Annotated in this window: 9 protein-coding genes and 2 pseudogenes; 6 read left to right on the top strand and 5 right to left on the bottom strand. The window is 69.3% G+C overall.

The annotated features are described in order from the left end of the window. Window positions 1-264: 264 nt before the first annotated feature. The 3 genes from UG55_RS30265 to UG55_RS28835 all read left to right on the top strand — a co-directional run. A partial coding sequence (locus tag UG55_RS30265; RefSeq protein ID WP_206779409.1) for a hypothetical protein occupies window positions 265-540 on the top strand: 276 nt, incomplete at its 5' end. A 98-nt stretch (window positions 541-638) separates the two neighbouring features. Further along, on the top strand, window positions 639-884 hold the full coding sequence (locus tag UG55_RS22700) for a hypothetical protein (RefSeq protein ID WP_066072811.1): 246 nt from the start codon (window positions 639-641) through the stop codon (window positions 882-884). A 376-nt stretch (window positions 885-1260) separates the two neighbouring features. Next, window positions 1261-1938 (top strand): hypothetical protein (locus tag UG55_RS28835; protein WP_206779408.1); only part of this gene is annotated, 678 nt, incomplete at its 5' end. Window positions 1939-3836: 1898 nt separating this feature from the next. On the opposite strand, the pseudogene UG55_RS47910 reads toward UG55_RS28835, so the two are convergent. The 3 genes and pseudogenes from UG55_RS47910 to UG55_RS47900 form a co-directional block, all read right to left on the bottom strand. Next, window positions 3837-4151, bottom strand: a pseudogene (locus UG55_RS47910) (recombinase family protein); the annotation flags it as partial. 1 nt (window position 4152) lies between these two features. Beyond that, window positions 4153-4885: recombinase family protein (locus UG55_RS47905; RefSeq protein ID WP_396230980.1), on the bottom strand; the 733-nt coding region annotated here is incomplete at its 3' end. A gap of 32 nt (window positions 4886-4917) precedes the next feature. After that, window positions 4918-5070 (bottom strand): annotated as a pseudogene (locus UG55_RS47900) (carboxymuconolactone decarboxylase family protein); the annotation flags it as partial. Here UG55_RS47900 and UG55_RS29645 point away from each other — a divergent pair. Beyond that, the gene (locus UG55_RS29645) at window positions 5069-5260 is read left to right on the top strand and encodes a hypothetical protein (RefSeq protein WP_199865227.1); all 192 of its coding nucleotides are present in this window, start codon (window positions 5069-5071) and stop codon (window positions 5258-5260) included. The pseudogene UG55_RS47900 and the gene UG55_RS29645 sit on opposite strands and share 2 nt — an antisense overlap. Before the next feature lie 9 nt (window positions 5261-5269). Here the strand turns inward: UG55_RS29645 and UG55_RS22690 are convergent, their stop codons facing one another. Together UG55_RS22690 and UG55_RS22685 are read right to left on the bottom strand one after the other, a co-directional pair. After that, window positions 5270-7294: a serine/threonine-protein kinase gene (locus UG55_RS22690; protein WP_066072807.1), complete on the bottom strand. Its 2025-nt coding sequence runs from the start codon at window positions 7292-7294 to the stop codon at window positions 5270-5272. Window positions 7295-7540: 246 nt separating this feature from the next. Next, on the bottom strand, window positions 7541-9118 hold the full coding sequence (locus tag UG55_RS22685) for a protein kinase domain-containing protein (RefSeq protein ID WP_066072805.1): 1578 nt from the start codon (window positions 9116-9118) through the stop codon (window positions 7541-7543). A gap of 456 nt (window positions 9119-9574) precedes the next feature. On the opposite strand from UG55_RS22685, the gene lat reads away from it, so the two are divergent. Together lat and UG55_RS22675 are read left to right on the top strand one after the other, a co-directional pair. After that, window positions 9575-11056, top strand: a complete 1482-nt coding sequence (gene lat, locus UG55_RS22680) for an L-lysine 6-transaminase (RefSeq protein ID WP_066072803.1) — start codon at window positions 9575-9577, stop codon at window positions 11054-11056. After that, window positions 11053-12654, top strand: coding sequence for an aldehyde dehydrogenase family protein (locus tag UG55_RS22675; RefSeq protein ID WP_066072800.1), 1602 nt, complete (start codon window positions 11053-11055; stop codon window positions 12652-12654). Before lat ends, UG55_RS22675 begins: the two co-directional genes overlap by 4 nt. The last annotated feature ends 19 nt before the right edge of the window (window positions 12655-12673 follow it).

Here is a 12673-nt window from a genome sequence, read left to right as displayed (position 1 = left end):
ACGGGAGACTGTCACGCCGGGATCTGTGGGAGCCCGGGGGTGAGATCCCCCCGGGCTACCCGACCTTTCCAGGGTGGTGCGGGTTCAACCCGCGTGTCTCGACGAGGTACGGGCGTACCGAGTAGCGTCTTTTCTCTCCCGTCTTCCATCTTCGTAGGCGTGGCTACATCAGGCCGGAGCGGGACCCGAGAACCCGGGGTCGGTGCGTCTTTCTTTCTGCGTGGCATTTCTTTCCTTTCGTCGAGCCCGCGTTTTCGAGGGCCNGAACTAATCGTGACACGGAATGGCCAAGGAATGGGAATCGGCCGGTACTATCAGAAAGAAACGCAGCCTACGCAGGGAAAATTACGCATGATTACAGAAAATGAAATGGCGAGACCCGTTCTTCGTCGGGCCTACGCGAAGCAACTGACAGTCGATGTCACGAGTCAGCAGCTCGAATTCCTGGCAGGTGTGCAGCAGCGCTCCGGCCGGACTCTGTCCGATGTTGTCCGGGCCGCTGTGGACTTCTGGCGCCACCAGGTAGAGCAGGCAGGCTAGCCGTGTGGGGGAGACGAGGGAACCTGGTCGACTTTTCCGCTGATTTGCCAGGCTCTTACAGGCGAGAGGACACCCCACTAGCCCGTTTTCCCGGTCGGGTGAGCAGAACCGTGGCCCCGTTCCGCCAGGACGAAGTCACGGAGTTTGAGGCAGTCGAAGGTGACGAGACCGATGACAGCGTGACCGTGGTGGTATCCCTGCCAGGGGGTCTAGCCGCGTGGCTCGACGAACGGGCGGGGGCCGCAGAAATGAGCGTCTCGGAGCTGGTGGAACTCGCGCTTCTGGCCCAGGTTCCGGACGACGTCGACGTGTGGACCCTCAAAAGTACCATTGACGGCCCGTGAGCCCTTGTGCAGTGCACGGATAATGCGGAGTCGATCAACTCCGGAGGGTTACATCTGTCGTTTGTTCCCGAGCAAGCGACGATTTTTCGTGCGGATGATCACGGGTCCGCTATGGCGTGTCCGGTGGACAATAGAAAGAGGACCTCCGGCCGCCTGGGAAGCACCGGAGGTCCTCATCACACACGAGACGAAAGAGCACCAACTACACATGAATTTTAGCATGACTGGCGGACCATCGGCGGAGTTGCCCTGGTCACACCTTGACGAAGAGAAATTTAAAAGAATGAAGAACGAATACGGGAAGTACTGGGCTCAGTACATGCACCCGACCGGGGCCCGGATCTTTAAGAGGCTCCTATTTCACGTGGACTATGANACCGGAGCCTGTTTCCCGGCTACGGAAACCATCGCATCGAAAGTGAGAGACAAGAGCGGGAAGCCGGTCGTACGGAAAACGGTCTCCCGCTACATCACCGAATATAGCAATCTGGGAATCTTCGACATCGTCACGGCTCACGAGGTAACCAAGAGGCGAGACGTCGGCGGGCGGATGGTCTCACCCCGACTACGGAACGGTAACCGCACCAACCGGTACGTCATCGACCTAGACCGGTACGCCCTTTTGGACGGGAACGGCGGCTTCCAGGCTGTTTCGAGTCGGCCGCTGGACCTTTTTGTTACTCACTTCAATGAGGCACCGCTACCGCGTTCGCACCCGAAATACCGGCACTTCTACCCCGGTATCGGTCCCGCAGACCTTCCAGATATCCCACGTGGCGAGCTACCGGCACTGCTAGCGAAAGAGCTTGCCGATCGGGTCGGCGCGACTGTCGGTACGCCCGGAGTCGATATCGCCCGTGCGGAAGGCGACATCGCACAGGCGCTCCGAAACGTCACCCCGGAAATGATGCTGCTCTCGATTATTCGTTTTGGTGACTCCTCGCAGTTCCACTCTGGCGACGTCTGGGATGCCTTCGCGGAGAACTACGAAAGGATCATGACGAATGTGCGGAATAATTTGATCGCACGGCAGGGACTCCGGGCAGTAGCTTAACGGTTTCCCTGGGTAGTTTCCCGCGCTGACAGGAAATGGCTCCCACCCTCCNGAAAAATGGAGTGGGGGCCATTTTCTATTTCCATTTCCGACCCGCTGCTCTTAGTGGGACATCCGGTGGGACATCTGGTGGGACATTTCGCGTGTGCTATGTCCCGCGTGTGTCCCACTAAGGAAATCGGCAAAAATGTCCCGTGGCTGTCCCACCGGTGTCCCGTCGGTGTCCCGCCGATGTCCCACTAATAAGGGCTATTAAGGGGCTTAAGGGTTCTAAGGGGTTGAAGAAGAACAAAGAGATTCCCTATTAGGAATCTCTGCGCGGCAGTCGCCGCGCGGGTCAGAGAACCACAGAAACTGGGCATCCACATGCGGTGGTACCGCTCGACGTGGGTTCCGCTGATTTCTCCCGCTGATCTCGCGGGGTACCGCTGGTCTCCCTCCGGTCGACACCAGCTCACCCGCTCGACACACCCGCTCGACTTCCCGAGACGCTCGACTCATCCGGCCGCCGTGGCGGCCTCCAGAATCGATGCTGCCGGGCGCGGAGCGCACGGGGCTAGTCAGGGGCGGGAGCGGCATTTCCGGAGCCTCAGCGACGATCTGAGCGGTTCCCGCTCCCGCGTCGATCGGCCGGGCTGACGGCCTGGTGCTCCGCCTGGTTTCCGCACGCTGGCGACGGCCGAACGGCCGGAAGGCTCAGAGCCCCTGTAAGCGTCGAGACAGCCACGGCTAGCCCTTCACACCACGGCGCGGGTTTCGTCGGTATGACGCATTTCTAGACGGCACGGCGGGTATTTCCTGCGGACGACAGCGGGAGCGTTGGCGGCATCCTCGCGGTTGTCCTGGCCGTGGTGCTGGCCGTGGAGCTGTGCGCGGGCCCGGAACGGGGGCGTAGCTGTAGCTGTCGCCGTGTCCGTACCGGGTGTGCCTGCGAAATGCGTCCCGAAAAGTTTCCGTCACGCACTGTTTTCTAAAATACTTTTTGGGTGACGACGCTATTTTTCCGGGGTCGGGTGCAAAATGGAGCCGTCACGCTCTGTTTTTCTCATTAATTTCTGAGTGACGGAGGCCTGTCACTGTCTGACCGATGCCCCCGGTGCCCTGCCCCCTGGTGCCCTGCCTACGGTGCAGCTCAGTCGAACGGCGAAAGGTCCGTGGGCAGGTCGATGTAATTCGCACTGTCGGCGGTGGTCCGGGACTTCAGCACCCACTGAGACCACGTAGGCGTCTTGAAGAAATCTTCGAGCCCGTTCTTTTCTGCGGCGCGTGCCCAGAACAGGAGCTTCGACACCATCGCCTGCGAGAGCTGTAGGGCTCCGGCGTCATCCTTCGGGGCGTCGGGATCGTCCTTCATGGCCCGGAGCCACTGTGCGACGGTTTCCCATCCGGGGGCAGACCCGATCAACAGGTCGTTAAGGACTGGACTCATTTCCTCGGTGAAATGCGGAGTGAAGCGGCTGCCATCCCACGGATCCCGCCCCTGAATCCCGGGAGAAATCTCGATGTATTTAAATACCCCGAAAATGATTCCGCGTATTTCTGAGAGTGGGAGATTCCGCCATGTCGCCGCGACGCCAATGTTAATGACCGGCTGGTTTCCTGCCCGCGCCTTCTCGCGTGCGAGCTTAATTTCCCTTTCTTTTTCTAGTAGCGTCTTCTCTCGGACTCCGGCGAGTCGTAGTGTGAGTTCTCCGGCGTCGAGCGCCGTGCTGAGTTCCTGTAGGTCCCGCTCGACCCGTGAGAGTTCGTCGTCAAAGTCGCGGACTTCCGCTGACCGCCGCATGAGAGGGGTGGCGAGAATGAACCGATCGATGAGACCTGCGACGTGATCCCACGTCTCGTCATAGGACGCGCTCAGCTTGTGACCGGCTGAGCACGGGCGAGACCTACCGGGGCCNGGATGACGGATGAACGATGAAACACTGTCCGAATTCGCTGCATGACGGAATAGCGTTTGCTGGCAGGCTCCACAGCGGAAGAGTCCGGCTGTCTCGGTAACGGCATCGTGCGCGGTAGTTCGTTCGGGCTTCTGGCTACGGCCTTTAAGGTTCAACCGGACCGCGTTCCAGGTTGCATAGTCGACGATCGGCGGGAACTGCTGTTCCTCGGGCTGGACGTCGGGAACTTCCCAGACCCCGTCAACCTGAAGTGCGTACAGTCCGCAGATACGCGGGTTCTGGGTAATGGCGCTGACGCTGCTGTACTGCCAGTAGNTGCTACGGCGCGGTTTAACTCCGGCCTGGTTGAGCCGCTCGGAGATCATAGACAGGGACTCGCCACGGAGGATCGCGGCGCACATCTCGCGTACGTGCTCAGCTTCGGATTCCTCGACGACCCAACGGATTCGGGTCTCGTAACGACCATCGACTAGTTCGGGGTAGACGTCCTTCTTGAATCCGAAGGGCGCGGGTCCGCCCGTCCACCGCTGCTTCTCGCGAAGCTTCTTCTGGGCTTTTCTGACCCGCTCGGAGATCTTGTCTGACTCCCGGATGGCGTCATGGAGGGCCTGGCGGAACTGGTCGCGTCCGTGGGAGGTGCTGAAGTCGTAGGTGATGCCTTCCGGGATCTTGACCACCTTTCCCTTGGCGCGGGTCATGATGCCCATGAAGATCCCGCCGGTCTCGTCCTGGCGAGAGATCCGGGTGACTTCGGTAACCAGGAGGTTCCGGACGCCGGACGTGTTCAGTGCCTTACAGAGCGCTTCGAAGCCAGGCCGGTCGATGTCGTATTTGCTTGCTGACACGGAGTTGTCTTCGAAGTGTTGCACCACTCGGAAGCCGAGTCGGGGGCCGTGTTCGTCGATGTCCGCGCGCTGCTCAGTGACCTTCCGCTTCTTGCCCTCCCGGTCGCGTGACAACCTCTCGTAGCCGTACGAGGGCTCTAGGTGATGACCCGGGGGGCTGTCCGGGTGGGGTCGCGGCGTGTCGTGGGGTGCACTGGCAGACATGCCTGTACATCCTGCCGTACGATGTTCCTTGATCGGGAGTGCGCCCAGCCGTTGAGGATCGAGGCGCGCAGCTTCACGAGTTCCAGCACCGTCCCGTCGACAGCTGACCGGACGTACTTCTCCAGCTGCATCACGGCCCCGTAGGCCCCTGGAACGACGCTTGCCATGTCAAGGCGTTGCTGCATGACGACGACCTCCCTGGCGCGGGCGGCTCCGTCGGGGCGCGATGACCGCGGCGGAGCCCGGGTGTTCACCGTCATCCTCGCGCACGAAGCTCGCCCGGTCGCGGTAGGTGATGGATCATCGCCCGCCATCGCGCCGGGTGGACGTCACGTTCCGCAGCGGCGAACGGCCCACCCGGAGGCCGTGAACTGATCCACCCGGTCAGCAGGGCTCGGCGGTCGGGGTGCTGACGAACGTGACGGCCCTGGTCCCGGCGGGGCAGGGCGTGGCGGTCGGGGAGCTGCCCGGACTGGTCGGCGCCGGGGCGTCGGTGGTGGGGGAGGCGCTGCTCGTGGGGGACGCCGGCGCGGTGGGCTGGGCGCCGGGGCCGCGGCTCGGGCGGACCTCGGTGCTGGGGTCGGTCTGACCGGTCCTCGGCAGGCCGCTCGACGGCGGGTCGGCGTGACTGGTGCGCGGCGGGACGGTGGCGGGGGTGGTCGCGGTGGGCCGGGCGGTGCCCACGGGCGCGGTGGTCGTCGTGACTCCGAACGGGGTCGGCTCCGGCGTGGACGGACCGGTACTGCCCTCCGCGCGCTGGCCGTCCACCGTGGTGAGCAGCACGACCACCCCGACCACGAGACCGAGGGCGACCGCCGCCGCCAGGACGGCCGCCCGCTCGCGCCGCCGGCTTCCGGTGAGCCTGGTCAGCCACATCCGCGGCACCGGCGGCCACCCGTTCCCGGCGAGGCGGCCGCCCATTCCCGCGACGGCCGCGGTGAGCCGGCCGGCGCCCGGCGTGCCGCCGCCGGCGGCACTTCGCGCGCCGGACCCGCCGGACCCGCCCGATCCGCCGGACCCGGTGCCGGCGGTCGCCGCGGCCACCGGCGCGGAACCCGCGGGCGACAGGCCGGTCGTCGCCGCCTTGGCCGCGGCGGCGGAGACGCCACCGGCCTGGCCGGTGGAGCCGGTGGAGCCGGTGGGTGGGGGTGCGGTCGTGGGCTGGCCGGTGGCGCTCCGCCGCGGCCGGATCGACGGGTCGGTCCGCTCGCCCCGGGTGTCCACCGGGCCGGTCAACCGCGGCACGGGGATGGTCCCGAGCGAGGAGTCCGCGCCGGGCGCCAGCTCCCAGCAGCCGGAGTCGGCGCGGGTGGCCAGCGGATGGGTGGGCTGGTCGACGACGGAGAGTCTCGCCTGGCCGCCCGCCTCGCCCGCGAGCGCCGCCGCGCCTGGCCGGGCCGGCGCGCCGCGGGCCCCGGCCCCAGACGCCCCGCGGTTCTCCCGCGCTTCGGCGGAGCCGCCCGAGCCGCCCGGGCTGCCGGAGGGACCCGGGCCGCCCCTCGGTTCCTGTTCCGACCCTGCGGGTGCGTGCGGGTCCCACCGCCAGGAGGTGCGGGCCTCCGCGGCGACCCGGGTCGGATCCGGGGCACCGCCGCCGTCGACCGCCTCGCTGACCAGCGCCCGGACCAGCTCCACCGCGGTCGGCCGGTCCTCGGGCCGGCGGGCCAGGGTGGCCCGCACGGCGTCCAGCAGGTTGGCCGGGACGCCGTCGAGGTCGGGTGTGTCACTGCGGTGCAGCATGGTCAGCACGTCGGCGGGTTCGCCGGTGCCGAACGGCGGGTGGCCGGTGGCGGCGTAGGTGACGCACGCTCCCCAGGCGAACACGTCGGCCGCCGGGGTGGCCCGCTCGCCGCGCAGCTGCTCGGGCGCCATCCAGGAGGGGGTGCCGACGAGGACGCCGGTGTGGGTGTGGGTCGGCATGCCGCTGGCCCGGGCGATGCCGAAGTCGATCACCTTGGGGCCGTCCCACGCGAGCAGGATGTTGGACGGTTTGAGATCGCGGTGCACGACCCCGGCCGCGTGGATGGCGACGAGCGCGTCCGCGAGCCCCACCCCGAAGCCGTGCAGCAGCCGCCGCTCCAGCGGGCCGTGCCGGATGACCGCGTCGGCGAGGCTGGTGCCCTCGACGTACTCGACGGCCATCCAGGGGAAGGTGGAGTCCGGGTCGGCGTCGACGACCGCGGCGACCGCGCGGCCGCGCACCCGGCGGGCGGCCTCCACCTCGCGCCGGAACCGGGCCCGGAACTCCGGGTCGTCGGCCAGCGCCTCGGCGGGCACCTTGACCGCGGCGGCCCGCCCCTCGGGGGTGAACCCCAGGTAGACCGACCCCATCCCGCCGGCCCCGATCCGGTTGTGGATCTCGAACGGACCGATGCGCCTGGGGTCACCCGCCGCCAGCGGTGTCAGCACCGTGCCCCCTCGTGACGGGCCCGCGCGGGCTCCCTGGTCGTGCCTGCCGAGGGCGCCGCCGGCGCGGTGCCCGTGATGTCGCGACCGTGACGCGTGCGTCCAGTTCGGTCGGGTGTCTCACCATCCCAACATTGGCGCCCGAATCGCGGTAGGCCCGTCCGGGTGGCTTCGTTGTGCCCGTCACATTTTCTTGGCCTGAAGGTGACTTTTCTTCCCAAGACAACTGCTTTCGCCGCCACGTCGGTGTCAACGATGGTTCGATACCGCCGGATCCGCGGACGGAATCTCGTCAAGTGGCGTGAAGCTGCGTCCGTCCCAGTGGAACCGGACGGCCGTCGCGCCGGTGGGGGTGGTGCCACCGGCGGCGTAGGTCTGGTAGTTGATGGTCACGTCGACATCGCTCGTCTGGGTTGTCGTGATCCTCGTGCTCGGGTCACGGGTGTCGGTGCCCCGGTACTCACCGCCGGCGAAGACGAACGCCGTCTCCTGGTGGCGGCCGCCGCTCTCCCGGGTGCCCCGGACGAGGTTGAGCGGCCGGGCCCGATCGTAGGTGGACAGGTCCGGGGTGTAGCCCAGGTTCCTGACGATGCGGCCGGCTTCCGCGGCTGACAGCACCCGCGTCGGCGACCCGTCGGAAGGCGCCGCCGAGGTCCGCGGCGCCGAGGTCCGCGGCGCCGTGGGCGCCGGGGAGGTCCGGGTGGCCGGGCTCCCGGTGCCCGAGGCCGCGATGTAGTCCGTGCCGGGAACTTCCCCCCGGTTGCGCGCGGTCAACAACGCCCCGGCGGTGGCGCCGCCGGCGGTCAGCACGAGCGCGAGCACCACCAGCAGCGTGACGGGCACCGTGCGTCGCCGGTCGGGGGGCCGGGGGCCCGGCTGCGGCGTGGGGCCGGAGCCGTACCCCGCGCCGGCGACGGCCGTGCGGGCGAGCGGCGCCGCTCCGGGGCCGCCCGGCGCGGGTGCCTCGTGCCACCACTGGCGGACGAGCTGACCGGGCTCAACGTGCTCGGTCGGGGTGCCCGGGGTGCGGTCGAGCAGGTTCGCCAGGATCTGCGCCGCGCTGGGCCGGGCCGCCGGGTCCTTGCGCAGAGCCGCGCGCACCTGCCGTTCCACGGTCGGTGGCAGGCGTTCGATGACGGGCTCGCCGCTGAGGATCTGAAGGGCGACGGCCTGGGCCTGGTCGCCGCGGAAGGCCGACCTTCCGGCCGCCGCGAAGGCCACACACGAGCCCCAGGCGAAGATGTCGGCGGCCGGCCCGGCGCGCTCCCCGCGCAGCTGCTCCGGCGCCATCCAGGCCAGCGTGCCCACCAGGCTGCCGGTCTGGGTCAGTGAGGTGGTGGCCGCGTCCCGGGCGATACCGAAGTCGATGACCCGCGGCCCGTCCCAGGCGAGCAGGATGTTCGCCGGCTTCAGATCGCGGTGCACGACCCCGGCCGCGTGGATGGCCACCAGTGCGTCCGCCAGCCCGACAGCCGCGGCGACGACCAGGTGCTCCGCCAGCGGGCCGCGGTCGCGCACCGCCTCGGCGAGGCTGCGTCCCTCCACGTACTCCGTGGCCAGCCAGGGCGTCGGGCCGGTGGGGTCGGCGTCGAGAACGGCGGCCACCGCGTTCCCGCGAACCCGGCTGGCGGCCGCCACCTCCTGGCGGAACCGCGTGCGGAACTCCGGGTCGTCCACCAGCGCCGCGGAGGGAACCTTCACCGCGGCGGGGCGGCCGTCATGGGCGAAACCGAGGTAGACGACCCCCATTCCGCCCGCGCCGATGCGGTTGGCGAGCCGGTAGGGCCCGATCCGGGCTGGGTCGTCCTTGGTCAGGGGGGTCAGCACCGTCTTCCGGGCACCTCTTCTCCGTCTCCCGTGACTTGTTCCGTGACGCGTCTGCATGGCCTGCGATGTGTCGTGACGCACGTGTTGTCGGACACGCACTCCGCGAAGCCGCCGCCGACGGATCGTGTAGACCCACGCTTCCCGGCGTGGACATCACGAATCGGGATTGGAGGGATGATTCCCCCCCGTTCACCGAGGCCGATCTTCTCAGAAAGATTGCCGTCGGGTTTCGGGGGCCGGCACGGGCCGGCCACGCGGCGGACGTTCGCACTGACGGCGGATGGTCGCACTGACGGCGGATGGTCGCACTGACGGCGGCTGCGAACGGGCGGGACTGATCGGGTTCGCGGTTCCGCTCGGTAACCGGGAGGCTTGCTCCCGGACGCCGCCCGGGCCGGGAGGCGGGTGCGCCGCGGCGGCCCGCGTGGAAGCGGAGCGGGAGGGAAGGAGAAAGCCGTGGCTGTCGGGCAGTTCCAGTTCCAGATCGGCTCCGCGGCGGGCCGCGGGGGCGATCTCGGGCCGGCGGACGTGATCGCGGCCCTGTCGCGACATGTGCTGGTCGACGGGTATGACATCGTCTGCGATCTCGAGGCCAGCTCGGGCAGCGCGGTCGTCGACGCCCGCACCGGCGTGCGTTTCCTCGACCTGTACAGCTTTTTCGCCTCGGCCCCGCTGGGGGTGAACCCGCCCGCGCTGACGAACGACCGCGGCTTCCTGGCCGAGCTGGCCCGGGCCGCGGTCAACAAGCCGGCGAACCCGGACATGGCCACCGTCGCCTACGCGCGGTTCGTCGAGACCTTCACCCGGGTCCTGGGGGATCCCGAACTACCGCACCTGTTCTTCGTCGAGGGCGGCTCGGCCGCCGTCGAGAACGCGCTGAAGTGCGCGTTCGACTGGAAGAGCCGGCACAACGAGGCACACGGCCGCCCGCCCGAGCTGGGCCGGCGGGTGCTGCACCTGCGCTCGGCGTTCCACGGCCGCGGCGGCTACACGCTCTCGGTCACCAACACCGACCCGGTCAAGACGGAGCGTTTCCCCGTCTTCGACTGGCCGCGCATCGACTGCCCGGCGATGACCTTCCCCTGCGCCGGCGCCGCCCTCGACGCGCTGGTGGCGGCCGAGCGGCGCGCGCTCGCCCAGGCCGCGGACGCGTTCGCCCGCCACCCGCACGACATCGCCTGCTTCCTCGTCGAGCCGATCCAGGGCGAGGGGGGTGACAACCACCTGCGCGGCGAGTTCCTGCGCGCGATGGCGGCGCTGTGCGAGCGCCACGACGCGCTGTTCGTCGTCGACGAGGTGCAGACCGGGGTCGGGCTCACCGGCTCGGCCTGGGCGCACACCCAGCTCGGGCTGCGCCCGGACGTCGTCGCCTTCGGCAAGAAGGTGCAGCTCGGTGGCGTGATGGCCGGGCGGCGGGTGGACGAGGTGCCCGACAACGTCTTCCGGCTGCCCGGCCGCATCAGCTCCACCTGGGGCGGCGGGCTGGTCGACATGGTCCGCTCCCGCCGGATGCTGGAGATCATGGAGTCGGAGCGGCTGTTCGACCGGGCCGCGGTGCTCGGTGCCGACCTGCTCGCCGCGCTCGAGGACCTGGTTGGCCGCCATCCCGGCCTGCTGAGCAACGCGCGGGGCCGTGGCCTGATGTGCGCGGTTGACCTCGCCGACCGCGCGCTGCGCGACGAGGCGGTGCGCCGGCTGCGGGAGGACGAGCGGGTGCTGCTGCTGCCGTCGGGGGAGCGGGCGCTGCGGTTCCGGCCCGCCCTGACGATCAGCGCGGACGAGCTGTCGGCCGGAGTGCGGGCGCTCGACCGGGTCGTCGCCGGGCTCGGCCGCCCCGCGCCCGAACTCACCGCGGTGCGGGGGACCCCGACGCAGGGAACACCGGTGCTGGGAACCCCGGCGCAGGAGACAGCAGGACAGGAGAAGGGACAGCGATGACGCTTGTTCATCCCCGTCGGGTGGCCGCGGTGATCGGCGGACGCCAGCATGACCTGTACGCCGCGGCCGGCCCGGCGGGCATCGCCCCCGAGGGTGCGCGGGTGATCACTTCCACGAACCCGGCGCGGCTCGACGAGGTCGTCGCCGAGGTCGTGCTGGACGGCCCGGAGGCGATCGTCGCCGCCGCCACCACGGCGCGGGCCGCGCAGCGGGAGTGGGCGCGGGTGCCCGCGCCCGTGCGCGGGGAGGTGATCGGCGCCTTCGGGCGGCTGGTCGAGGAGAACGCCGAGGCGCTGGCCCGGCTGGTCACCCGCGAGGTCGGCAAGCCGCTGGCCGAGGCGCGCGGCGAGGTCCGCGAGATCATCGACACCTGCGCGCTGTTCCGGGCCGAGGGCCGGCGTCCCCACGGCCAGACGGTCGAATCCGAGATGCCCGACCGGGAGCTGTTCACCTACCGTGAGCCCCTCGGGGTGGTAATGGTGATCACCGCCGGCAACTTCCCGGTGGCCGTGCCGTCCTGGTACCTGGTCCCGGCTCTGCTCACCGGGAACGCGGTGGTGTGGAAGCCGGCCGAGTACGCGGCCGCGTGCGCCGCGGCGCTGATGGACCTGATGACCGCGGCCGGGGTGCCCGCCGGGGTCGCGAACCTGGTTCTCGCCGACGGCCCGGCCACCTCGCTCGGGCTGGAACGCGCCCTGGACGCGGGCGCGGTCGACAAGGTCGGCTTCACCGGGTCGACGTCGGTCGGCCGCTTCATCGGGGCCCTGTGCGGGCGCCACCTGCAGTCCCCCTGTCTGGAGCTCGGCGGCAAGAACCCGATGGTCCTCGCACCGGACGCCGACCTCGACGCAGCTGTCGCCGCCGCGGTCTTCGCCGGGTTCGGCACGGCCGGCCAGCGCTGCACCTCGCTGGGCACGGTGATCGCCCACGAGTCGGTGCACGACGCGTTCCGCCGGCGGCTGGCCGCGGCTCTGGAGGCGGCCGCCATCGGTGACCCGGCCCGGGATGTGCTGTACGGGCCGCTGCTCGACGCCCGGTTCGCCGCCGGTTTCGAGGAGCACCTGGCGAGTATCCGGGCGCATCACCGGCCGTTCGGCTCCAGCGCGCTCGGCCGCATCGGCCCGGCCAGCCCGCGCCGCGGCTTCCTCGGTGACCCCGAGACGGGCCTGTACTACCACCCGGTGGTCGTCGACGGGGTGCGACCCGACGACGACCTGTTCACCGAGGAGACCTTCGGGCCCATCGTCGGGCTGACGTCCTACCGCAACCTGGAGGAGGCGATCGAGCTCGCCAACCTGCCCGGTTACGGCCTGTCCTCGTCGATCTTCACCGGGGACCCGGTGACGGTCCGGCGTTTCCGCCGGGGGATCAGGGCCGGCATGGTCAGCGTGAACACGTCGACCTCCGGCGCGGAGGCGCACCTGCCCTTCGGCGGCAACGGGCGGTCGGGCAACGGCGCCCGCCAGTCCGGCCAGTGGGTGCTCGACCAGATGACCCGGTGGCAGTCGCTGACCTGGGAGCTGTCCGGGCGCCTGCAGAAGGCCCAGCTGGACGTGCGCATCCCCGCCGCCGATCTCAGCTTCCGCCTGCCGGGCTGAGCCTGCCTGCCGGGCCGGG

The sequence above is a fragment of the Frankia sp. EI5c genome, assembly GCF_001636565.1.
GTDB lineage: Bacteria > Actinomycetota > Actinomycetes > Frankiales > Frankiaceae > Parafrankia.
The sequence above is the reverse complement of the archived record's forward strand: the minus strand, read 5'-3'. Positions and strand labels throughout refer to the sequence as shown.